The organism is Streptomyces sp. NPDC092369 (assembly GCF_044755245.1).
GTDB lineage: Bacteria > Actinomycetota > Actinomycetes > Streptomycetales > Streptomycetaceae > Streptomyces.
Genome location: NZ_JBIVQP010000003.1, coordinates 196,334 through 217,926 on the forward strand (window position 1 = coordinate 196,334; position 21,593 = coordinate 217,926).

At 70.2% G+C, this 21,593-nt stretch carries 23 protein-coding genes; 2 read left to right on the forward strand and 21 right to left on the reverse strand.

Annotation, left to right across the window (positions count from 1 at the left end; genetic code table 11):
* Positions 1-39 precede the first annotated feature (39 nt).
* Positions 40-1,005 carry a 30S ribosomal protein S2 gene (gene rpsB, locus ACIQI8_RS17785; protein WP_402350954.1) on the reverse strand — a complete coding sequence of 322 codons (966 nt, stop codon included), beginning with the start codon at positions 1,003-1,005 and terminating at the stop codon, positions 40-42.
* Between the two features lie 269 nt (positions 1,006-1,274).
* Between rpsB and ACIQI8_RS17790 the strand changes: the two genes are divergently transcribed.
* Positions 1,275-1,889: a murein hydrolase activator EnvC family protein gene (locus tag ACIQI8_RS17790; protein ID WP_402350957.1), complete on the forward strand. Its 615-nt coding sequence runs from the start codon at positions 1,275-1,277 to the stop codon at positions 1,887-1,889.
* A gap of 57 nt (positions 1,890-1,946) precedes the next feature.
* Here the strand turns inward: ACIQI8_RS17790 and ACIQI8_RS17795 are convergent, their stop codons facing one another.
* The 18 genes from ACIQI8_RS17795 to proS all read right to left on the reverse strand — a co-directional run bounded on the left by ACIQI8_RS17795 (position 1,947) and on the right by proS (position 16,956).
* Positions 1,947-2,504: a TetR/AcrR family transcriptional regulator gene (locus ACIQI8_RS17795; RefSeq protein ID WP_402353969.1), complete on the reverse strand. Its 558-nt coding sequence runs from the start codon at positions 2,502-2,504 to the stop codon at positions 1,947-1,949.
* A gap of 118 nt (positions 2,505-2,622) precedes the next feature.
* Positions 2,623-3,465, reverse strand: coding sequence for an RNA polymerase sigma factor WhiG (whiG, locus tag ACIQI8_RS17800; protein ID WP_402350960.1), 843 nt, complete (start codon positions 3,463-3,465; stop codon positions 2,623-2,625).
* Between the two features lie 270 nt (positions 3,466-3,735).
* Complete coding sequence (gene dprA / locus ACIQI8_RS17805; RefSeq protein WP_402350963.1) at positions 3,736-4,938, reverse strand: DNA-processing protein DprA; 1,203 nt, start codon at positions 4,936-4,938, stop codon at positions 3,736-3,738.
* 56 nt (positions 4,939-4,994) lie between these two features.
* Positions 4,995-6,620: a YifB family Mg chelatase-like AAA ATPase gene (locus ACIQI8_RS17810; RefSeq protein ID WP_402350966.1), complete on the reverse strand. Its 1,626-nt coding sequence runs from the start codon at positions 6,618-6,620 to the stop codon at positions 4,995-4,997.
* 1 nt (position 6,621) lies between these two features.
* Complete coding sequence (locus tag ACIQI8_RS17815) at positions 6,622-7,014, reverse strand: YraN family protein (RefSeq protein ID WP_402350969.1); 393 nt, start codon at positions 7,012-7,014, stop codon at positions 6,622-6,624.
* Between the two features lie 156 nt (positions 7,015-7,170).
* Positions 7,171-7,479: a DUF2469 domain-containing protein gene (locus ACIQI8_RS17820; protein WP_003965949.1), complete on the reverse strand. Its 309-nt coding sequence runs from the start codon at positions 7,477-7,479 to the stop codon at positions 7,171-7,173.
* Between the two features lie 56 nt (positions 7,480-7,535).
* A complete protein-coding gene (locus ACIQI8_RS17825; protein ID WP_402350972.1) occupies positions 7,536-8,048 on the reverse strand; it encodes an NUDIX hydrolase in 513 nt (170 codons plus the stop codon).
* The gene (lepB, locus tag ACIQI8_RS17830; protein WP_402350975.1) at positions 8,038-8,817 is read right to left on the reverse strand and encodes a signal peptidase I; all 780 of its coding nucleotides are present in this window, start codon (positions 8,815-8,817) and stop codon (positions 8,038-8,040) included. Before lepB (ACIQI8_RS17830) ends, ACIQI8_RS17825 begins: the two co-directional genes overlap by 11 nt.
* Positions 8,818-8,957: 140 nt before the next feature.
* Entirely contained in the window at positions 8,958-9,968 is a 1,011-nt protein-coding gene (gene lepB / locus ACIQI8_RS17835) for a signal peptidase I (RefSeq protein WP_402350978.1), read from the reverse strand.
* Positions 9,856-10,965: a signal peptidase I gene (lepB, locus tag ACIQI8_RS17840; protein ID WP_402350980.1), complete on the reverse strand. Its 1,110-nt coding sequence runs from the start codon at positions 10,963-10,965 to the stop codon at positions 9,856-9,858. The genes lepB (ACIQI8_RS17835) and lepB (ACIQI8_RS17840) overlap by 113 nt, the downstream gene beginning before the upstream one ends.
* Positions 10,958-11,710, reverse strand: coding sequence for a signal peptidase I (gene lepB, locus ACIQI8_RS17845; protein ID WP_402350983.1), 753 nt, complete (start codon positions 11,708-11,710; stop codon positions 10,958-10,960). The genes lepB (ACIQI8_RS17840) and lepB (ACIQI8_RS17845) overlap by 8 nt, the downstream gene beginning before the upstream one ends.
* Before the next feature lie 45 nt (positions 11,711-11,755).
* Positions 11,756-12,106 (reverse strand): 50S ribosomal protein L19, encoded by a 351-nt coding sequence (rplS, locus tag ACIQI8_RS17850; protein ID WP_123997467.1) that lies wholly within the window; start codon positions 12,104-12,106, stop codon positions 11,756-11,758.
* A 132-nt stretch (positions 12,107-12,238) separates the two neighbouring features.
* The gene (gene trmD / locus ACIQI8_RS17855) at positions 12,239-13,072 is read right to left on the reverse strand and encodes a tRNA (guanosine(37)-N1)-methyltransferase TrmD (RefSeq protein WP_402350986.1); all 834 of its coding nucleotides are present in this window, start codon (positions 13,070-13,072) and stop codon (positions 12,239-12,241) included.
* On the reverse strand, positions 13,072-13,617 hold the full coding sequence (rimM, locus tag ACIQI8_RS17860; protein ID WP_402350989.1) for a ribosome maturation factor RimM: 546 nt from the start codon (positions 13,615-13,617) through the stop codon (positions 13,072-13,074). The genes trmD and rimM overlap by 1 nt, the downstream gene beginning before the upstream one ends.
* A gap of 116 nt (positions 13,618-13,733) precedes the next feature.
* Entirely contained in the window at positions 13,734-13,973 is a 240-nt protein-coding gene (locus ACIQI8_RS17865) for an RNA-binding protein (protein ID WP_007384965.1), read from the reverse strand.
* A gap of 2 nt (positions 13,974-13,975) precedes the next feature.
* Positions 13,976-14,404 carry a 30S ribosomal protein S16 gene (rpsP, locus tag ACIQI8_RS17870; RefSeq protein WP_123997470.1) on the reverse strand — a complete coding sequence of 143 codons (429 nt, stop codon included), beginning with the start codon at positions 14,402-14,404 and terminating at the stop codon, positions 13,976-13,978.
* A gap of 272 nt (positions 14,405-14,676) precedes the next feature.
* Positions 14,677-15,279 carry a hypothetical protein gene (locus ACIQI8_RS17875; RefSeq protein ID WP_123997471.1) on the reverse strand — a complete coding sequence of 201 codons (603 nt, stop codon included), beginning with the start codon at positions 15,277-15,279 and terminating at the stop codon, positions 14,677-14,679.
* 261 nt (positions 15,280-15,540) lie between these two features.
* Entirely contained in the window at positions 15,541-16,956 is a 1,416-nt protein-coding gene (gene proS, locus ACIQI8_RS17880) for a proline--tRNA ligase (protein ID WP_402350994.1), read from the reverse strand.
* Between the two features lie 199 nt (positions 16,957-17,155).
* Between proS and ACIQI8_RS17885 the strand changes: the two genes are divergently transcribed.
* Positions 17,156-18,010: a methyltransferase domain-containing protein gene (locus ACIQI8_RS17885; protein ID WP_402350997.1), complete on the forward strand. Its 855-nt coding sequence runs from the start codon at positions 17,156-17,158 to the stop codon at positions 18,008-18,010.
* 6 nt (positions 18,011-18,016) lie between these two features.
* Here the strand turns inward: ACIQI8_RS17885 and ftsH are convergent, their stop codons facing one another.
* Entirely contained in the window at positions 18,017-19,954 is a 1,938-nt protein-coding gene (gene ftsH, locus ACIQI8_RS17890) for an ATP-dependent zinc metalloprotease FtsH (RefSeq protein ID WP_402351000.1), read from the reverse strand.
* Positions 19,955-20,004: 50 nt separating this feature from the next.
* Entirely contained in the window at positions 20,005-21,549 is a 1,545-nt protein-coding gene (ffh, locus tag ACIQI8_RS17895) for a signal recognition particle protein (protein ID WP_402351003.1), read from the reverse strand.
* Positions 21,550-21,593 lie beyond the last annotated feature (44 nt).

The window sequence follows — 21,593 nt, forward strand, 5'->3', positions numbered from 1 at the left end:
GAATGACCTCGTCCCCCGCCGTCCACCAACCCTGGCGGGTCAGGCCTGCTCGGCGTCCGCGGCCGGAGCGTCGGCGGCCGGAGCCTCGGCCGCGGGGGCCTCGACAGCCTCGGCGGCCGGCGCCTCGGGGGCCTCGACAGCGGCCTCGGCGGCAGCCGGAGCCTCGGCCTGCTCGGCGTCGGCGACCTTCTCGGTCTCGGCAGAGGTCTGCACCTCGGCCTCGTCCGCCTTCTTCTCGCCCTCGAGCAGGTCGCGCTCCCACGCGGCCAGCGGCTCGCCCGCGGCCTTGTCGCCCTTGCCCTCGGTGGCGACACCGGAGCGGGAGATGAGGCCCTCGGCGACCGCGTCCGCGATCACACGGGTGAGCAGGGTGACGGAGCGGATCGCGTCGTCGTTGCCCGGGATCTTGTAGTCGACCTCGTCGGGGTCACAGTTGGTGTCGAGGATGGCGACGACCGGGATGTTGAGCTTCCGGGCCTCACCGACCGCGATGTGCTCCTTCTTGGTGTCCACGATCCAGACGGCGCTGGGCACCTTGGACATCTCGCGGATACCACCGAGGGTCTTCTCCAGCTTGGCCTTCTCGCGCGAGAGCACGAGAAGCTCCTTCTTGGTGAGACCGGACGCGGCGACGTCCTCGAAGTCGATCTGCTCGAGCTCCTTGAGGCGCTGCAGACGCTTGTAGACGGTGGAGAAGTTGGTGAGCATGCCGCCCAGCCAGCGCTGGTTGACGAAGGGCATGCCGACGCGGGTGGCCTGCTCGGCGATGGCCTCCTGCGCCTGCTTCTTCGTGCCGACGAACATGACCGTGCCGCCGTGGGCGACGGTCTCCTTGACGAACTCGTAGGCGCGGTCGATGTACGACAGCGACTGGAGCAGGTCGATGATGTAGATGCCGTTGCGCTCCGTGAAGATGAAGCGCTTCATCTTCGGGTTCCAACGACGGGTCTGGTGACCGAAGTGGACGCCGCTTTCCAGCAGCTCCCGCATCGTGACGACGGCCATGGCCGTACTCCTTGGTGTTCTCGGTTGTGCCGCGGATGCCGGACGGCTTCCGCGCCTGACGCCCACATGCGCCGTGCCACGAGGGACCGAGGGGCGCTGACAGGGACCGTTGCCGGCCGCGTGTCGGGGCGTGCGAAGTCGACCCGGTGACCCGGATCGCCAGAAGAAGTGTACGGGACCCTGGAGGTACCGGGTGACGCCGCTGTCCACAACCGGTGAGTAGTCCACAGATCCCGGCCATGATCGCCGGATCACGGGACCGTTCCCGCATGCGAGAGACGCGAGATGTACGGCAGTGGAAGCGATACGTGCGCCTGGTGGGAGCCCTGCTACTGGCCTCGGCGACGGTCCTCCTGGCCCCGTGGGCCCGAGCGGACACCCGGCCACCGCTCCCCGCTCCGGGCGAGCGGGCTCCGGCGATCGCGCGAGCCTGGCCGGTGGGCACCCGCCCCTCCGTCCTACGCGGCTGGCAGCCACCGGCGACGGTGTACGGCCCCGGCCACCGGGGCGTGGACCTGGCCGCGGCCCCGGGCACCCCGGTACGCGCGGTCGCCGCCGGCCGCGTCTCCTTCGCGGGCCGGGTGGCCGGCCGGGGCGTGGTCTCCGTGGAACTGACCGGCACGGACTTGCGCACGACCTACGAGCCGGTACGGGCGTCGCTGAAGAAGGGCGATGCGGTGGCGTCAGGCGAGACGGTGGGCACGGTGGAATCGACGACCGCGCACTGCCCGGTCACCTGTGTCCACTGGGGCCTGCTCCGAGGCGACGCCTACCTGGACCCGCTCACCCTGCTCCCACCATGGCTCCTGCGCACGGGCCCGTCCCGCCTGCTGCCGGTACTGGGCGTACCCCTGCCGCCGGAGTCGGTTTCGTACGCGGGGTGACGCCACTCCTGATCGGCAGGAAGCCCGGTCAGCACTCCTGATCGGCAGGAAGGCCGGTCAACCTCGCACACCCCGAAGCGCCATGCCGACGGCCGCGTCCGTGATCACCGACGGCTCCTCCGCCGCGCCGAGTTCGATGCGGCGGACGGCCGCGTCCACGACGCCCTGGAGCATCATCGCCGCGAGGCGGGGCTGGGCGTGGCCCAGTTCCGCCAGTGCCTCGACGATCATCGCGACGAGACCGCCGTGGGCGGCGCGGATCTTCTCCCGGGCACCCGCGTCCAGTTCGCTCGCGGAGATGGCCACGACGGCCCGGTGGCGCCGGTCGCCGACCAGGGCCAACTGCCGGCGGACGTACGCCTCGACCTTGCCCTCGGGCGTCTCCGCGCGCTCCATCGCCGCCTCGACCTCGGCGGCCCAGACCGGGAAGTCGACCTCGCACAGTTCCTCGACCACGGCGGCACGCGACCGGAAGTACTCGTACACGGACGAGCGCGCGAGCCCCGTCCGCTCGGCGAGCGCGGGGAAGGTCAGCGCCTCCGTCCCGCCCTCGGACAACAGGGACCGCGCCGCGTCCAGCAGGGCGGCTCGCTGCATCGACCGGTGCTCGGCCACGGAGGCCGCTCGAATCCTTGGCACGTCAACCACTGTACGGACGTGCCTCCCCGGGCGGGAGTCTCTCCGCCGGGACGGACGTCACTCAGCCCCGCCCGAAGAACCGGCACCCCACCGCTCAGCGGCCGAAACTCGCCAGCTTCGCGCGCAGCTGCAGCACCGACTTGGTGTGGATCTGGCTGACCCGGCTCTCGGTGACGCCGAGCACGTTCCCGATCTCGGCGAGGGTGAGGCCCTCGTAGTAGTAGAGCGTGACGACGGTCTTCTCACGGTCGGGCAGGGTGTTGATCGCCCGCGCCAGGAACCGTCTCAGCTCCCGGTCCTCGGCCACCTCCACGGGGTTGTCCGCGGCGGTGTCCTCCAGCGTGTCCATCAGGCTGAGCCGGTCGCCGCCCTCACGGCCGACGTGCAGCAGCTCCTCCAGCGCCACCACGTTCGCCAGCGACAACTGGCTGAACACCGCGTGCAGTTCGTCCACCTGGATGCCCAGCTCGGAGGCGACCTCCCCCTCCGACGGGGTCCGTCGCAGCCTCGCCTCCAGGGTCGCGTACGCCCGCTCCACGTTCCGCGCCTTCTGCCGCACGGACCGCGGGATCCAGTCCAGCGCCCTGAGCTCGTCGATCATCGCGCCCCGGATCCGCGTGATCGCGTACGTCTCGAACTTGATCTCCCGGTCGACGTCGAACTTCTCGATCGCGTCGATGAGCCCGAAGACCCCCGAGGAGACGAAGTCGGCCTGCTCCACGTTGGGCGGCAGCCCGACGCTGACCCGTCCCGCCACGTACTTCACCAAGGGCGAGTAGTGCAGGATCAGCTGCTCCCGCAGCCGCTCGTCCCCCGTGGACTTGTACGACCGCCACAGCTCGTCGAGCGTCGAGGGCGCGGGCGGTCGCACGCCGCCACCGCCGCGGGCGGCTGGCGGGATCGCCGCCCGGTCGGACCCGGAAGTGTGCTGGGGCATTCGTCGCCTTGTGCCGTTCTGCCGCGAATCGGGGCTGCGTGGGTGAGCTGTCGGTCTGATGTCGAGTTGCCTTGCTGCGTCGGAATTCAGGTGAGCGTAGCGTGACTGGAGTGTCGCGGTGAGCGAGGATCGGTGGCCAAGGTGCGCACCAAGGCGTCCCGTCGACGACTCACCGCGCCACGACAGTCGCTCTGAGTGATCGCCACGGAGCGCCAACTGCCCGGATTTCCAAAGGTGTCCGGCCTCCCCCGGACGGCCGAACACGCTCGGTCAGCATCGGCCCCGATCCGCTCCGACGGACGACACCGCCTGGCGTGTCAACTTCCAGCCGTCGCCGTGTCGTTCGACGTAACCGAGTGATCGGAGTTCGTACAGTCTCGCGATCGCGTCGTCCTGCGTGGTCCGCGCACCGCGGGCGATCGCGTCGACCGGCACCGCGCCGCGGGCGGACAGCGCGGCGAGGACGTGCCGGGCCGCCGGGTCCAGCAGATCCCTCGGCAGCACCGGACCGCGCCGCTCCGGGGCCAGCTCCCCCATGTCGCCGACGAGTTCGACGACTTCCGCGGCGTCGGTGACCAGCACGGCGTCGGCGCGCAGCAGTTCGTGCACACCGGCCGAGAGCGCGCTGGTCGCCGGCCCCGGCACTCCTATCGTGTGGCGCCCCAACCGCCGTGCGGCGCGCGCGGTGACCAGCGAACCGCTGCGGTAGGCGGCCTCGACGACCACCGTGCCCCTGGTCAACGCGGCGATCACGCGGTTGCGGACGATGAATCTGCTCGCCGTCGGATGCTCACCGGGCGCCAACTCGCCCACGACAAGACCCTGTTCCGCGATCCTGCCGATCAACTCGGTGTGTCCGCGCGGGTAGGGCCGGTCCACCCCGCAGGCCAGCACCGCGACGGTGGCACCACCGGCGCCGAGCGCGCCCCGGTGCGCGGCGGCGTCGACCCCGTAGGCGCCGCCGGAGACGACCACCCAGCCGCGCTCGGCGAGCCCGGAGGCGAGGGTGGCCGCCATATGTGCCCCGTACTCGGTGCAGGCCCGCGCTCCCACGACGGCAACGGATCTGAGCGCCCACATCCGCAGGCTCGCGGGCCCGCGCACCCACAGCCCGAGCGGACGCCCGTCCCCGAGATCGTCGAGCTGCGCGGGCCACTCGGAGTCCCCGCGCCGGACGAACCGCACCCCCGCGGCCCGCGCCACGGCAAGATCCCGCTCGGGCTCGGCCCGCTCGGCCCGCGCCAGCAACCCGGCCCACCGCTTATGGGTCACCCCGGCGAGCTGCGCCCCACGCCCCAGCAACCGCTCCAACACCTCCTCGGCCCCCAACTCCCGGACCCATCGCCCGCAGGTCTCGTCCCCCGGTTCGATGACCCGGGTGAGATGAACGAGGGCGAGCAACTCGGACGCGGGATCACCGCCCGTGGGCCCGGGGCCGGCGTCCGCAGACGCGCCCCCGACGCCCCCACCCACCTGCTCACCCCCGAAGCCACCCCACGCCACCCCACTCCCGCGTTCCTCCCCTGCCCTCACGCCAACGCCCCGATCGCCATCGGCACCCCGCGAGGCACCCCCGTACGCAGTTGCAGCGCCAGGGCCACATCCGTCGCGTCGGGCCGGTCGTGGCCGACCAGGTCCGCCACCGTCCAGGCCACTCGCAGTACCCGGTCGATGCCCCGAGCAGTGAGTACTCCCCGCTCCAGGCTGCGCTCGGCCTCGTCCATCGCCCCCGGCGTCGCGTGCCAGCGGCTGCGCAGCTCGCGTCCCGGGACCTCGCTGTTGCTGCGCCAGGGAGTGCCCGTGAAGCGTTCGGTCGCGCGCTCCCGGGCCGCTCTGACCCGGTCGGCGACCGTCGCGGTGGACTCGCCCCGCGCACCGGGCGCGGTCAGCTGGGCGCGGGTCACCGGGTCCACCTCCACCCGGAGGTCGACCCGGTCGAGCAGCGGGCCGGACAGCCGGGCCTGATAGCGGCGGATCGCCGAGGGCGGGCAGTCGCAGAGGGAGTTCAGCTGCGAGAAGCGTCCGCAGGGGCAGGGGTTGGCCGCGAGCACCATCAAGAAGCGGGCCGGGAACCGGACCACCCCAGCACTCCGCGCGATCACCACATGCCCCGCCTCCAGCGGTTGCCGCAGGGCGTCGAGGGTCTGGCTGTGGAATTCCGGCGCTTCGTCGAGGAAGAGCACTCCCCGGTGGGCCAACGAGACCGCACCCGGCCTGGGGATTCCAGGACCCCCGCCCACCAACGACTGCATCGTGGCCGAGTGGTGCGGGGCGCAATAGGGTGCCGTGTCGACGAGAGGCTTGCCCGGCGGCAGCAGTCCCGCCACCGAATGCACCGCCGTGACCTCCAGGGACTCCTCCCTGCCCAGCGGGGGCAGCACGGCGGGCAGCCGCTCCGCCAGCATCGTCTTGCCCGCTCCCGGCGGTCCCTCCAGGAACAGGTGATGTCCGCCCGCCGCCGACACCTCCACGGCCGTGCGCGCCGACATCTGGCCCACCACGTCGGCCAGGTCATGGCCGTGGTCGTGCTGTGCGGCGCCCATGCTGTGCATGCCCGTGGCGGCTCCGGTGCCCGGTACGCGCAGCCCCGCGAGGAGCGGATCCGGGCGGCCCAGGTCGTCCGGCACCTCCTCGGGCACGGGCTCGTCCGTGAGCACCGCGATGAGCTGGCGCAGACTGCGGACGCCCAGCACGGACACCCCCGGCACCAGCGTGGCCTCGGCGGCGGCGCACTCCGGCACCACCACCTGCTCGTAGCCGGCGTCCGCCGCGGCCAGCACCGCGGGCAGGATGCCCCGGACGGGCCGTACCCGCCCGTCGAGGCCCAGCTCTCCGATCATCACGATGTCGGCGAGCACCCGCGGGTCGATCCGCTCACTGGCGCCGAGCACCGCGCACGCGACAGCGAGGTCGAACCCGCTGCCCGCCTTGGGCACCGACGCCGGACTGAGTCCGACCGTCAGCTTCTTCTGCGGCCACTCGCCCCCGGAGTTCACCACCGCCGCCCGTACCCGGTCCCGGCTCTCGGTCAGGCTCTTGTCCGGCAGGCCGACCAGCGTGAACGCCGCGACCCCCGGTTCGAGGTCGGCCTGGACCTCGACGACCACTCCCTCGACGCCCACCAGGGCCACCGAGCACGTGCGCGCGAACCCCATCTCAGGCCACCCCCCGCGCGTGCTCGACCACGGGTGCGCCGCGGTCGGGGAGCAGGACGCCGATCAGGTCGATGCGGACGCCTCCCGGTGGTGCGCCCCCGTGTTCCTGGGCCCAGCGCTCCGCGAGGGTGCGCAGCCGGGCCGCCTTGGCGGGCGTGACCCCGGCCATGGGATGTTCGAAGGGGCCCGCCCTGCGGGTCTTCACCTCGCAGACCACCAGGACGTCCCCGTCCCGGGCCACGATGTCGATCTCGCCCGTCCGCCCGCAGCGCCAGTTGCGCTCCAGGACGGTCAGGCCGGCCTCGCTCAGTCGCCGGGCGGCGAGGTCTTCTCCGTACTTGCCGAGTGCGCTTCGTGCGTTCATGTCGGCACCACCTCCGGTGCCAACGCTCACGCAACGGGGCGGATCAAGTTGATCTTGGTGCGCTACTCACCGGTTGTGGAAAACTCCGTCACCCACACGAGCGACCCTCACCCCCACGGGCGGGCACCTGGTGCCACCACCCCTGCGACAGCCGACGTGGTGCCACCACCCCGGCGACAGCCACCATCACCCACCCGGCAGCTCCAGATCGCTCTTGTTCAGCTCCTCGATGTTCACGTCCTTGAACGTGAGGACGCGGACCTGCTTCACGAAGCGGGCCGGGCGGTACATGTCCCAGACCCACGCGTCCGCCATCGACACCTCGAAGAACACCTCACCCTGGACGGAGTGCACCTGCATCTCGTAGTCGTTGGTCAGGTAGAAACGCCGCTCGGTCTCGATCACATATTTGAACAGACCGACGACATCGCGGTACTCCCGGTAGAGCTTCAGCTCCATCTCGGTCTCGTACTTCTCGAGGTCCTCGGCGCTCATGGCATGTTCCCCTTCAGCCGTGCGATCCCACCATTGTGCGCCAGTCCCGTATGCCCCTAGACGATTTCTGGGTCAAGGGTCACCGGGCCGGGCGGGGGACCTTCGTCGAGCAGCCTGCGCAGCAGCTCGGCGAGTCTGGTCGGATACACCGTCTCACGTGCCCGGGTCAGTTCCTGACAGGTCCACCAACGCGCTCCGGCGACGCTGCGCCGCTCCAGCTCGGTCAGCCCCAGGGCCCGCGTCGCCGTCTGTGTCGTACGGGCCAGGTAGTACCACTCGTCCTGGTCCCAGCGACGACCTGCGAACGGGAAGGAGCACATCCGCCGCCACAGCACCGGGCCCAGTTCGACCTCGGTGATGCCGGTCTCCTCGGCGAGTTCCCGCACGGCGGCCTGTTCGCGGGTCTCCTCGCCCTCGACGCCGCCGCCCGGGGTGAACCACCAGTCGTCGGAAGGGTCGTCCGGTTCATGGCCGTGCAGGAGCAGGATGCGGTCGTCGGGGTCCAGGAGCACGACCCGGGCGACCTTGCGCAATCCGCCCTCGTAGGTGTCCGTCGCCTCAGCGGCCACCCAGGGGCTCCGTCCGGCTCCCGGCGCGGCGGCCGCCCAGCCGCTTGGCGATCGGGCCGTACGCGCCGCCGCCGAGGACGAGCACCGCGCCGACGACGATCAGTACGACGATCAGACGCAGCGGGCCCGGTGTGGACAGGGCGCCCAGTTCCTCGAACCCTGTCGGCTTCTTCAGCATGCCGTTCATGGGCCACACGACCGCGTCGACGCGGGCCGTCACCGCGGAGCGCGCGACCGTGCCGTTCGCGGTGTCCGTGAGGTGGGCGGTGGAATCCAGGGAGCCCTGGCGTTCGTCGCCGAGCAGGAACAGCCGGCCCTCGGGGACGGTGACGGACGGGAAGTCCGTGATCTCGGCGAGGCTGCCCTTGGGCAGATAGGGCTCGTCGATCTCCTTGCCGTTGACGGTCAGCTTGCCGTCCGTGCAGCAGGAGACCTTGTCGCCACCGACCGCGACCACGCGCTTGACGACCGCCGAGCCCGTCACCCAGCTCTTGTCGTTGAAGACGACGACATCGCCCCGGTGTATCTCACCGCCGTCGACGCGCTGCGCCAGCACCCGGTCGCCCGCGTCGATCGTCGGGGTCATCGAGCTGGTGGGCACGGTGTAGGGCCGGTAGACCACCGCACCCCAGGCGAACCCTCCCAGGAACAGCACAATGCCCAGTGCGACCGCCAGTCCGGACAGTCGCTGTCCGGTCCGGCTGCCCACCGGGCCCGTGCCTGTGCCGCCGCTGTGCGGGGCCGTACGCGTCATGCTCTCGCCACCCATGGATCCGCACCCTACCCGGCGGTACCTGACCCGGTCAGCCCCTCCAGGGGACCGGGGTCACAGCTCCACGATGGCTTCACGAAGGGGCGGTCCGAGCGACCCCAGCGGGTCGCCGCGGCAGGTCACCCCAGGGAGTCACCTCAGCGCGTCTCGGCGGGCTCGATCCGCCGCCGACGCCACAGGGCCACCGGCACCATCCCGGCGAGGGCGATCGCGTCGGGCGCGGTCGTCAGGGCGCCGGAGGCCGAGGACTGGTCGCCCAGGCCCGGCTGGTCGAAGGTGTCCGGGATCGGGAGGGTGTCCCAGCGGTTGATCGGCCAGGCGATCACGATGGCGCGGCCGACGACGTCCTTGACCGGGACCATGCCGTGGTGCGCGTCGTCCTGGTTGTAGCGGGAGTCACGGGAGTTCTGGCGGTGGTCGCCCATCACCCAGATGTAGCCCTTGGGGACCTTCACCGTGAACTGGCCGCCCTGGTCGTCCACACTGCACGGCGTGTTGCCGGCGTAGACGAACGAACTGTCGTTCAGCGCCTTGCCGTTGACCTTCACCGGGCCCGTGCCCTTGCAGGAGACCGTGTCGCCGCCGACGCCGATCACGCGCTTGATGAGGTCCTTCTCTTCCGCGGACGGCATCAGGCCGATCCAGCTGAGCACCTTCTGCAGCGCGTTCGGGTCGGCCGTGGGCTCGCCCGCCAGCCAGTTGTCCGGGTCGTGGAAGACGACGACCTCGCCGCGCTCGGGCTCCGACCCGAACCACGGGGTGAGCTTGTCGACGAGGACGCGGTCGCCCTGCTGGAGGGTGTTCTGCATCGAGTCCGAGGGGATCGAGAACGCCTGCACCAGGAAGGTCTTGATCAGCAGCGCGAGCACCAGCGCGATGACGATCAGGATCGGCAGCTCCTTCCAGAAGGAGCGGGGCTTCTTCGGTCCCGGCGTCGGATCGCCCGGACCCCGCCCCGATGCCGGATCGCCCGGACCCTGGTCCCCGGCCCGGGTCCGCTCGGCGGACGCCGGGGCGTCACTGCTCGCCCCGGAGTCACTCCCGGGGGTCACGGCGCTGTCCGCGGCCGGGACGGCTGCTTCCGCGGGTTGTCCGCGGTGCTCCTCGCCGTCGTGTCCGGACCGTGCGCCAACCGCCACATCCCCCACGCCAACTCCTTACTCTGTGCCGCCGCCTGCCCCATCTGCGGCGCAGGCCCACCACTCCCATAACGAGCGGGAGTTCCGCAGGGCTCGGGAGTTGGATCGTTCCGTTCGGATCGTCGGAGGCAACCCTATGCGACAGCTGGGGAACGGCGGTCGTCCCCGGCACCGAGTTGGAAACGGAGGCGAAAGTTTTAGGTTCGTTGAGGCTGGTCATGTGCCCGAACGGCCAGGCGATGACCTTGGCGCGGCCCACCACGGAGTCCAGGGAGACCGTTCCGCCGTAGTCGGTGTCCTGATGTGCGCGGGAATCGGCCGAGTTGGCGCGGTGGTCGCCCATCACCCACAGTCGCCCCTTGGGGACGGTGATGTCGAACTGCTGGATGGAGGGGGCGTTTCCGGGATACAGGTAGTCGGTCTCGCTCAGGGGAACGCCGTTGACGGTGACGCGGCCTTGCGTGTCACAGCACTTGACGTTGTCTCCGCCGACGCCGACGACGCGCTTGATGAGGTCCTTCTCGTTGTCGGACGGCAACAGGCCGATGAAGGTGAGCCCTTCCTTGACCTGCTTGATCACGATGGGGTCGCTCTTCTTGGTGGTGGTCTGCTCGTCGTCGAGCCAGCCGCCGGGGTCCTTGAAGACGACGACGTCACCGCGCTTGGGCTCGGAGCCGAACCACGGGGTGAACTTGTCCACCAGGACGCGGTCGCCGATCCGGATCGTCTGCTCCATGGAGCCGGACGGGATCACGAACGCCTGCACGAGGAAGGTCTTCAGGACCAGGGCTATGAGGACGGCGACACCGACGAGGAGGGGTATCTCCTTGACCGCGCTGCGCCGTCGGCGGCGCTTGACCTTGCGCTGCAGCTTGCGCCGGTCGGCGCGGGAGCGGCCGTCGACCGCCGGGCCGCGGGCGGTGCGCCGGGAGCCGGTGGGAAGCAGGTTCTCGGTGCCGAAGGGGTTGCTGGGCACCGAGCCCCGGGGTCTGCCGCGGTTACCCATGCGCACCGTCCCCCTTCTCAGACGTGGTCGCCTCCGTGGCGGGCACGCGCGCGTAGGCGCTCGGGCGGTGCAGGCGGGTCCAGTGGGCGGTGGGCCAGACGATCCAGTCGGCGCGTCCGACGACGTCTCCCACGGGGATCATGCCGCCTCCCGGCGAGCCCAGATGGTCGCGGGAGTCGCTGGAGTCGCTGCGGTGGTCGCCGAGGACGAAGAGGGTGCCGGCGGGCACGCGGACGTCGAAGGGGACCGTGGACGGACCGTCGCCGGGGAACAGGAACGTCGACTCGTCGACCGACCGGCCGTTCACCTGGAGCCTCCCCTCCCTGTCACAGCAGACCACGTGGTCTCCCCCCACACCCACTACCCGTTTGATGTAGTCGGCGTGCCCGAAGTAGCCGGTTCCGTCGAACACGACGACATCACCGCGCCGCGGCTCGGCACCAAAACGGTACGCCAACTTATTTACGAGAACGCGGTCGCCGATCCTCAATCCGTTCTCCATGGATCCGCTGGGAATCTGGAACGGCTGGACCACGAAAGCGTTGAGGAGCAGCAAAAACACCAGGCAGACCAGTGCGGTCAGGGTGAGGAACCCGCCGGGCAGCCAGTCGGTGATCCGCGCCACCAACGCGAAGCGCGACCGGCCCTCCGTACCCTCTGTGTCCGAGATCTCCCCGGATGTCCCCGGGGAGTCGGAAGGGCTGGAGGAGCGGTCGCGCTCCGTCGACTGTGCTTCGGTGTCCATCGGAGCCAGATGCTATCCGGCTGCGATATGACGCCCGTAAGCCGCTCAGTTGTCGCGCTTCTCCTTGATCTTCGCGGCCTTGCCGCGGAGCTCGCGCAGGTAGTACAGCTTCGCGCGACGCACGTCACCGCGGGTGACGAGCTCGATCTTCTCCACGATCGGGGTGTGCACCGGGAAGGTGCGCTCGACGCCGACGGAGAAGGAGACCTTGCGGACCGTGAAGGTCTCGCGGACGCCGGCACCCTGGCGGCGGATCACCACGCCCTTGAACTGCTGGACACGGGAGCGGTTGCCCTCGATGACGCGGACGTGCACGTTGACCGTGTCGCCCGGGCGGAAGGCAGGGATGTCGGTGCGCAGCGAGGCGCCGTCGACGATGTCGAGCAGGTTGGACATTTCGTCTGCTTTCTTCGCTGATGCCACAGGTCATCACCGGTACTAGGTTCTCTGAAGGATGTTGTCCGGGTCGGGGCGGGCGTCGTGTCCCCCTGTGGCAGGGGCGCGCGCCGGACGACGCACAACAACGGCCTATTCTTCCACGCCCTCGGGCCTGCGCCAAAATCGGCCGTGGGCCTCGCCCTCCGGGTAAGGCGCCCAGCCCAGGATGGAGAGCATCTCGCGGTCCTTCTTGTCGAAGGCCTTGGGCTCGCAGCGCTCGATGAGGTCGGGCCGGTGGGCGGCCGTGCGCCTGAGCGCCTCGTCGCGGCGCCAGCGGGCGATCTTCCCGTGGTGCCCGCTGAGCAGCACGTCCGGGATGTCCCGGCCGCGCCACAGGGGCGGCTTGGTGTAGACGGGCCCTTCCAGAAGGTTCGCCATCGCGCCGGGCGCGAACGAGTCGTCCCGGTGGGACTCGGCGTTCCCGAGCACGCCGGGCAGCAACCGCGCCACGGCCTCGGTGACGACCAGCACGGCGGCCTCTCCGCCGGCCAGCACGTAGTCGCCGATGGATACCTCGTGGACCGGCATCCGGGTCGCGTACTCGTCGATCACCCGGCGGTCGATGCCCTCGTAGCGCGCGGGCGTGAAGATCAGCCAGGGGCGCTCGGAGAGTTCGACGGCGAGTTCCTGGGTGAAGGGACGGCCGCTGGGGGTGGGCACGATGAGCGCGGGGGCGCCGGAGCCCGTCTCGTAACCGTCGGCCAGGACCGAGTCCAGGGCGTCGCCCCAGGGCTCGGTCTTCATGACCATGCCGGGGCCGCCGCCGTAGGGGGTGTCGTCGACCGTGTTGTGGCGGTCGTACGTCCAGGAGCGCAGATCGTGCACGTGGACGTTCAGCTGTCCACGCGCGCGTGCCTTGCCGACCAGGGAGACGTTCAGGGGCTCCAGGTACTCGGGGAAGATCGTGACGACGTCGAGCCGCATCACGCCTCCTCCTCCCTCGAGGACGCGATCTCGGCTCGGTCGTCGATCAGCCCGGGAGGCGGGTCGATGACCGCCCGCTGCTCCTCCAGGTCGATCTCGGTGACGATCGACTCGACGAAGGGGATCATCACCTCGCTGCCGTCGGGCCGCTCGACGATGAAGAGGTCCTGGGAGGGCAGGTGCGAGATCTCGGTGATGCGGCCGATCTCGGTGCCGTCCTCGGTGACCACGTCCAGGTCCATCAGCTGGTGGTCGTAGTACTCGTCCTCTTCCTCGGGCAGCTCCTCCGGGTCGATCTCGGCGATCAGGAGGGTGTTGCGCAGGGCCTCGGCACCGGTGCGGTCCCTCACGCCCTCGAAGCGCAGGAGGAGACGGCCGCTGTGGACCCGGCCGGTCTCGATGGTGAGCGGGCCCGTCGAGGCGGGGTCCGTCTGCAGGACGGCGCCGGGGGCGAGCCTGAGTTCCGGTTCGTCGGTGCGGACCTCGACGGTGACGTCGCCCTTGATCCCATGGGCCCGGCCGATGCGAGCGACTACCAGCTGCACGTGCTTGCTTCTCCTGATCTACGGCAGCCTCTACGACTGCAGATACGACTGCGGGCCAGGGACGGCCCAGTGGCCCTCCCCGGCCCGAGCCGGTGCTGTGTTCTTTGCGGGTTTCGTCAGCGGACGTGGTCCACGTCGACGAGGTCGACGCGGACACCGCGACCGCCGATGGCGCCCACGACGGTACGCAGAGCGCGTGCGGTGCGGCCGTTGCGGCCGATCACCTTGCCGAGGTCGTCCGGGTGGACCCGGACCTCCAGCACACGCCCGCGGCGCAGGGTGCGCGAGGCGACCTGCACGTCGTCGGGGTTGTCGACGATGCCCTTCACGAGGTGCTCGAGAGCCTCCTCGAGCATGCTCAGGCCTCGGTCGACTCGGACGAGGAGGACTCGGCCGCGGCCTCGTCCTTCTTGTCGGCCTTCTTCTTCTGGGTGATGGCCTCACCCTTGCCCTCGTCGTCGCCACCGAGGGCGTCGAACACCGGGCGCGCGGCCTTCGGCTCGGCCACGAGCAGCGGCGCCGGGGCCGGCAGGCCCTTGAACTTCTGCCAGTCGCCGGTCAGCTTGAGGATGGCGAGGACGGGCTCGGTCGGCTGCGCGCCGACACCCAGCCAGTACTGCGCGCGGTCCGTGTCGACCTCGATGCGCGAGGGGTTCTGCACCGGGTGGTACAGACCGATCTCCTCGATGGCCCGGCCATCACGGCGGGTACGGGAGTCGGCGACGACGATGCGGTAGTGAGGCGAACGGATCTTGCCCAGACGCTTCAGCTTGATCTTGACTGCCACGGGAGTGGGTTCTCCTGGTTTTGACGTGGTTGGGCACGGCAGACGGCCGCGTGGGGTTGCGGTACCCGAGTGCCCGATGGACGCGTCAGCCGGAGGCGAGAGGGTTCCTGTGCGGCTGTCGAGTACAGCTAGCCATTGTGCCACACCCTGCGGGTCCCTTCGCCCCCGGGAGTGCGAGGGCATGCCTGAGGGGCACCCGGCATGCCGGGTGCCCCCGGGCCGCGCACGCCACTACGCCGTCCGGGTGCGGCCGCCACGAGCAGCCGCACCCGTCAGCCGGCCGCCGCGCCCACGACCTCCGGGATCCGGAACGGCTTCCCGCAGCCCCCGCAGACGATCGGCGCCTGGGCGAGGACGGACGGGACCACCCGCACGTTCCGGCCGCAGTCGCACACGGCCTTGACCCGCACGCCGCCCCCGGAGGAACCGTGCCGGGCGGCCGGGCCGCGGAAGGAGCGGCCGGTGTCCGAGGACGTGGCCGCGGTGTGGGCCTTGAGGGCGCGCTGGAGCCGCTCGATGGTCGGGCGGTACCGGCGCTTGGCCTCGGGGTTGAGCGTGACCAGCGAGAAACCGCTGCTCGGGTGGGGCTCCTCCTGGTGGTCCAGGCCCAGCTCCTCGGCGATCGCGAGGAATCTCCGGTTGTGGTACCGGCCGGCACGGGACGTGTCACGCACGCCGCGCGCGGCGGCGATGCCATGGACTGCCTCATGCAGCAGTCGCTCGAAGGAGAGCTCGTGCCCGCAGGCGGACGACGACTCTCCGATCAGGGACTCGGGCGCGGCCAGATCGGGCAGTTCGGGGTGGTACCGCTGAATATCGGCCCACGCCTCTGCCAGCTCTGCGGCGAGAACAGGTGGTGTCTGTGTCGTGCTCACGTAATGACAACGAGCCGGGGTGCCCCTGTGTTCCGATTCCGGGCCATCCCAAATAATTTGCACGTACCCGTCAGTTGCCGCTGATGCGTCCGGACGAGGGCGGGTGCGCTGATCTGCGGAGAAGCCTCACAGCTCGTACCAAGCCGGTACGTAGCCTGACGTACGCACCTACGCGTAGATGATGTCCACACGCCGGTGCCGCTGCGATCCGCGGATGCGCAAGGGGCGTTTCGGTCGCTCTCGCGACGGAAGGGGCCCGCCCTAGTAAGCGCGTGCGACGACCGCGACGTTACCGGGCTGCCCGTCGCTCTCGGGCACCGACCCGTCCTCGGCGACCAGACACCGTACGGTCACGGCGTGCTCGGCCAGTCTGACCTCGCCCTCCGTGCCCAGATCCGCCCACGGGATGCGCGCCCAGCCCCCGGCCCCGGCGACCTCCACGGCCTCCTCGACCGTCGCCACGTCGGAGGTGCGGGACTCCCGGCGCTCCCGCGACTGCGCGAGCAGCAGCGCCTGATCCTCCTCGAAAACCTTCGGAAGCAGTCCTACGAGGGTGTCGATCGCCACCGGTTCCTTGCCCCCGGGGATCCGGCGGGCCAGCATCGCGGTGCCGTTCTCCAGGTCACGGGGGCCGATCTCGATCCGCACCGGCACGCCCTTGAGCTCCCAGTCGACGGCACGGCGGCCGAAGGGGACGTCCGTGCGGTCGTCGACGTGGACCCGTACGCCTGCCGCCTTCAACTGATCGCCGAGCTCGCGGACCTTGGCCAGAACCGCCTCGTCGCCCTTGATGGCGAGGACGACGGCCTGCGTCTGGGCGAGGTTGGGCGGGACGCGCAGGCCGTTGTCGTCGCCGTGCATCATCACCAGGGCGCCGATCATGCGGGTCGTGGAGCCCCAGGAGGTCTGCCAGACGAGCTCCTGCTTGCCTTCCTTCGACAGGTACTGGGTGTTGAACGCCTTCGCGAAGGTCTGGCCCAGCTCGTGGCTGGTGGCCATCTGGAGGGCCTTGCCGTCGCCCATCATGCCTTCGAGGGTGAGGGTGTTGATGGCTCCGGCGAACCGCTCCTTGACGGTCTTGCGACCGGCCACGACGTCCATCGCGAGGACCTTCACCATGAAGTCCTCGTAGACCTGGCGGTGGATGTGCGCGGCGAAGTCGCGCGCCTCCTCGAAGGTCGCGTGCGCCGTGTGGCCCTCCTGCCAGAGGAACTCCGTGGTGCGCAGGAAGAGACGGGGGCGCAGCTCCCAACGGACCACGTTCGCCCACTGGTTGATCAGCAGGGGCAGGTCGCGGTAGCTCTGGACCCACTTCGAGAAGTAGTCGTTGATGATCATCTCGGAGGTGGGGCGGACGACCGCGGGCTCCTCCAGCTCCTTGCCGCCGCCGTGGGTGACCACGGCCAGCTCGGGCGCGAAGCCCTCGACGTGGTCGGCCTCCCGGGCGAAGTACGACTGCGGGATCAGCAGCGGGAAGTACGCGTTCTGCGTACCCGTCTCCTTGATCCGCGCGTCCATCTCGGCCTGCATCCGCTCCCACAGCCCGTACCCGTACGGTCGGATGACCATGGTGCCGCGCACCGGGCCGTTGTCGGCCAGTTCGGCCTTGCTGATCAGATCCTGGTACCAGCGCGGAAAGTCGTCCGCCCGGGGCGTGAGTACGGGGGCCTTGGCCATGGCGAGATGGTACGGGTCCAAGTTGCCGGGATGTGAAATCTCGCCACAGACATACCTGAGCCACAAGCGGGACCCGAGAAACCCTGGACGCGGCTCCTGGTCCGGAGTTACCTGGCAATGCGGGGGCAGTGCGCGCGAACGTCACGGGGGCAGGGGAAACGGACACAGCGACAACTCTCGGCGGATTGGGGCGCTTTAGATGACACCTACGCTCGTGCGGCAGCACCATCCCCACGCGGACGAATCACCCCGCGTGGACCTGTGTGCACGCGCGCGTGACTGGTCCGAGATCCAGGAGCGGATGCTGGTACCGCTCCACGAGGCCGTCTACGAGCGAGTTGAAGTGGGCCCGGGTACCCGGCTGCTGGGCCTCGGCTGCGGCAGCGGCCTCGCCCTCTTGATGGCGGCCGCCAGAGGTGCGGCGGTCACCGGTGTCGACTCCTCCCGTGAACGACTCGCCCTCGCGCGCGAGCGGCTGCTCCCGGCGACCTCGGGCGCACGCACGCGTGAGGACACCCGGATCATCGACGGCGCACCCGGGGACGCGGCCGACGCGGAGACGCCCGCGTACACCCTGGTGACCGCCTTCGAGCCCATCGGGTGTCTGGCGGGCGACTCGGAGGGACTCGGCGGGCAGTTGCGGGCGGCGACTCCGCTCGCCGAGCGCGGGGCGCCCGTGGTGCTGGCCGGCTGGGGTCCGCCGGAGCGCTGCGCCACGTCGTCCGTGCTGCGGGTGGCCACCAGACTGGCGGATCCGCTGCGCAGTGCGGGCAGTTGGCGCCCCGCCCTTCGCGACGACCTGGAGGAGGTCGCCCAGCGGGCGGGCCTGAGGCCCGACGGTTCGGGGCGGGTGTCGTGCCCGTTCGGGTACGCCGACATGGAGAGCGCCGTACGAGGGCTGCTGTCGACGGGGCTCTTCGACGCGGCGATCACCGCGACCGATCAGGCGCAGGTGGACAAGGAGTTGGCGGAGGCCCTGCATCCGTATCAGCGGCGGGACCGGACGGTGTGGATGCCGAACGTGTTCCGGTACCTGATCGCGCGGACGCCCTGAGGACGGCTACGCCTCTTCCTTGAAGAGGCGTGTGACGCCCGCGATCCGGTACGCGTCCGTCTCCTCCAACGTCTCGTTCTCCAGCAACGCGGCCGCCAGGTCGTCGAGTTGGCCCCGGTGGTCGCGGAGCTTGCGGCAGGCCTCCTCGTAGCACTCGTCGACGATGCGGCGCATCTCGTCGTCGATGACGTCGAGGGTCTGGGGCGCGGCGGCGAGGCCGTACGCCTGCTGGGCGTCGTTCGGGAGGGCCGAGAGCCGGCCCACCCGTTCGCTCATCCCCCATCGCGCGACCATGCCGCGCGCGATGTTGGTGACCTGTTCGAGGTCGTTCTCGGCGCCGGTGGTGATCACCCCGTAGACGACCTGTTCCGCGGCCATGCCGCCGAGGGCGCCGATGATCCGGCCGCGCAGGTACTCCTCGGTGTACGCGTACTTGTCGGCGTCCGGGGTGGAGAGCGTGACGCCGAGTGCCCTCCCGCGCGGGACGATGGTGATCTTGCGGACGGGGTCCGCGCCGGGCTGGAGCATGCCGAGGAGGGCGTGGCCGCTCTCGTGGTACGCGGTGCGCCGGCGTTCCTCCTCGGGCATCACCAGCGGGCGTTCGGCGCCCAGTTGGACCTTCTCCAGGGCTTCCGAGAGGTCGGCCTGGGTGACCTGGTCCTGCTTGCGCTTGACGGCGAGGAGGGCGGCCTCGTTGGCGAGGTTGGCGAGTTCGGCGCCGGTCATGCCCGGGGTCGTACGGGCGACCTGGGCCAGGTCGACGCCGGGGGCGAGCGGGATCTGGCGGGTGTGGATCTCCAGGATCGCCTCGCGTCCGCCGCGGTCGGGCGGCGAGACCACGACCACCCGGTCGAAGCGGCCGGGGCGGGTGAGGGCCGGGTCCAGGACGTCGGCGCGGTTGGTGGCCGCGATGACGATGACGCCCTCCGAGCCGGAGAAGCCGTCCATCTCGGTGAGGATCTGGTTCAGGGTCTGTTCACGCTCGTCGTGACCGCCCATACCCGAACCGCCGCCGCGGGCCCGGCCGATGGTGTCGATCTCGTCGATGAAGATGATCGAGGGGGCCACCTTGCGGGCCTCCGCGAACAGTTCACGCACGCGTGAGGCACCGACACCGACGATCATCTCGATGAACTCCGAGGCCGAGGCCGAGAAGAACGGCACTCCCGCCTCCCCCGCGACCGCCCGCGCGAGCAGCGTCTTGCCGGTGCCGGGCGGGCCCGCGAGGAGCACGCCCCGGGGCATCTTCGCGCCCATCTTGCGATAGGCGTCGGGGTTCTTGAGGAAGTCGACGACGTCGTTGAGCTCGCCCTCGACCTCGTCGATGCCGGCCACGTCCTCGAAGGTGGTCCGCTGCTGGCCCGGCTCCAGCTCGACCGGCTTGGGCGGGGCCTTGCGGCCGAGCATGCCGCCCCCGCCACCGAGCCCCGCGCTCATTCGCCGCGCGATGAAGATCCACAGGACGACCAGGAGCAGCATCGGGGCCAGCGAGATGAGCAGATTGGCCAGAAAACTACGGTGCTGTACGACCGGCTCCGCCGTGACCGTGACGTTGTGCTTGGTCAGGTCCTCCCAGAGCTGGTCGTCCGCGAAGGTCGGCCGCTCGGTGTTGAACTTGGTGTACTTGCCGTCGCCCTCGGGGTTGTCCTGCCCCTTCTTGAGCTGGCCCTGGATCGCGTCGCCCTTGGCGTAGATCTTGCTGACGTTGCCGGCGTCGACCTGCTTGCTGAACTCGGTGTACGAGATCGTCGGCTCGTCGCCCTCGTTGAAGAACGACAGCACCAGGTTGGCGATCAGGTAGACGACCAGCGCGGTCAGGATCAGGCTCCACCAGCCGCCGCGCATCTTCCGCCCGCCCGGCGACGGCTTCGGGGGCTCGTCGGGGGTGCCCTCGGTACGCCAGGGCTGATCAGGGGACTTGCGCGGCGGCGCGGGGTTGGTCATATCGGGACGTTACGACACAGACCAACCCTTGGCATGCGCAGAGGGTGAACTCAGCCCATGAACTTCTTGAACTCGTCCGGCAGCTCGAAGTCCTGCGGAGCCTGCTGGCCCGGCACGCCGAACGCGCCGCCGCCGGCCTCGCGCCGCTGGGCCTCCTCCAGCTCCTGCTGCTTGCGCTTCATCGGGTTGCCGGAGCGCTGCTTGCCCTTGGCCTTCTTCGGCTGCTTCTTGCTGCGGCCGGGGCCGCCGCCCATGCCCGGTACGCCCGGCATCCCGGGCATCCCGCCGCCCTGGGCCATGCGGGACATCATCTTGCGGGCCTCGAAGAACCGCTCGACCAGGTTCTTCACGGCGCTGACCTCGACGCCGGAGCCCTTGGCGATACGGGCGCGGCGCGAGCCGTTGATGATCGTCGCGTCCTGGCGCTCGGCCGGGGTCATCGACTTGATGATCGCGGCCGTGCGGTCGACGTCCCGCTCGTCCAGGTTGTTGATCTGGTCCTTGATCTGCCCCATGCCGGGCAGCATGCCGAGCAGCTTGGAGATGCTGCCCATCTTCCTGACCTGCTCCATCTGGGCCAGGAAGTCGTCCAGGGTGAAGTCCTGGCCCTTCTTGGACGCCAGCTTGGAGGCCATCTTCTCGGCCTCTTCCTGACTGAACGTCTTCTCCGCCTGCTCGATCAGGGTGAGCAGGTCACCCATGTCGAGGATGCGGGAGGCCATCCGGTCGGGGTGGAAGGCGTCGAAGTCCTCCAGCTTCTCGCCGTTGGAGGCGAACATGATCGGCTTGCCGGTCACCGAGGCGATCGACAGGGCCGCACCACCGCGGGCGTCACCGTCGAGCTTGGAGAGCACCACGCCGTCGAAGCCGACGCCGTCACGGAAGGACTCGGCGGTGTTGACCGCGTCCTGACCGATCATCGCGTCGACGACGAAGAGGATCTCGTCGGGGCTGACCGCGTCGCGGATGTCCGCGGCCTGCTGCATCAGCTCCTGGTCGATGCCGAGGCGGCCCGCGGTGTCCACGATCACGATGTCGTGGACCTTGGCCTTCGCGAACTCGATGGAGTCCTTGGCGACCTTGACCGGGTCGCCCACGCCGTTGCCCGGCTCGGGCGCGAAGACCGCGATCCCGGCGCGCTCGGCGACGACGCTCAGCTGGTTCACGGCGTTCGGGCGCTGGAGGTCGGCGGCGACGAGCAGCGGCGAGTGCCCCTGGTCCCCCAGCCACTTGCCGAGCTTGCCCGCGAGGGTGGTCTTACCGGCACCCTGCAGACCCGCGAGCATGATCACGGTCGGCGGGTTCTTGGCGAAGCGCAGGCGCCGGGTCTCGCCGCCGAGGATCGTGACGAGTTCCTCGTTGACGATCTTCAGGACCTGCTGGGCCGGGTTCAGCGCCTTGTTCACATCGGCGCCGAGGGCACGCTCCTTGACGTTCTTGATGAACGTCCGCACGACGGGCAGGGCCACGTCGGCTTCGAGGAGGGCGATGCGGATCTCACGCGCCGTGGCGTCGATGTCCGCTTCGCTCAAGCGCCCCTTGCCGCGCAAGTTCTTGAAGGTCGCTGAAAGGCGATCGGAGAGAGTATCGAACACGGCGGCGTCGGTCCTCGGAGTCGGGGGCAGGATGGGCGTCTTCC

Excerpts from the sequence above, each read along its gene's own strand:
- lepB (WP_402350975.1), bottom strand. The coding sequence starts at position 8,817 with ATGGGTGGCGAGAGCATGACGCGTACGGCCCCGCACAGCGGCGGCACA.
- proS (WP_402350994.1), bottom strand. The coding sequence starts at position 16,956 with ATGGCCAAGGCCCCCGTACTCACGCCCCGGGCGGACGACTTTCCGCGC.
- ACIQI8_RS17865 (WP_007384965.1), bottom strand. The coding sequence starts at position 13,973 with ATGCTCGAGGAGGCTCTCGAGCACCTCGTGAAGGGCATCGTCGACAAC.
- lepB (WP_402350983.1), bottom strand. The coding sequence starts at position 11,710 with ATGGACACCGAAGCACAGTCGACGGAGCGCGACCGCTCCTCCAGCCCT.
- ACIQI8_RS17885 (WP_402350997.1), top strand. The coding sequence starts at position 17,156 with ATGACACCTACGCTCGTGCGGCAGCACCATCCCCACGCGGACGAATCA.
- trmD (WP_402350986.1), bottom strand. The coding sequence starts at position 13,072 with ATGCGGCTCGACGTCGTCACGATCTTCCCCGAGTACCTGGAGCCCCTG.
- ACIQI8_RS17820 (WP_003965949.1), bottom strand. The coding sequence starts at position 7,479 with ATGAGCGCCGAGGACCTCGAGAAGTACGAGACCGAGATGGAGCTGAAG.
- whiG (WP_402350960.1), bottom strand. The coding sequence starts at position 3,465 with ATGCCCCAGCACACTTCCGGGTCCGACCGGGCGGCGATCCCGCCAGCC.
- ACIQI8_RS17790 (WP_402350957.1), top strand. The coding sequence starts at position 1,275 with ATGCGAGAGACGCGAGATGTACGGCAGTGGAAGCGATACGTGCGCCTG.
- rplS (WP_123997467.1), bottom strand. The coding sequence starts at position 12,106 with ATGTCCAACCTGCTCGACATCGTCGACGGCGCCTCGCTGCGCACCGAC.
- lepB (WP_402350980.1), bottom strand. The coding sequence starts at position 10,965 with ATGGGTAACCGCGGCAGACCCCGGGGCTCGGTGCCCAGCAACCCCTTC.
- ftsH (WP_402351000.1), bottom strand. The coding sequence starts at position 19,954 with ATGACCAACCCCGCGCCGCCGCGCAAGTCCCCTGATCAGCCCTGGCGT.
- rpsB (WP_402350954.1), bottom strand. The coding sequence starts at position 1,005 with ATGGCCGTCGTCACGATGCGGGAGCTGCTGGAAAGCGGCGTCCACTTC.
- ACIQI8_RS17810 (WP_402350966.1), bottom strand. The coding sequence starts at position 6,620 with ATGGGGTTCGCGCGCACGTGCTCGGTGGCCCTGGTGGGCGTCGAGGGA.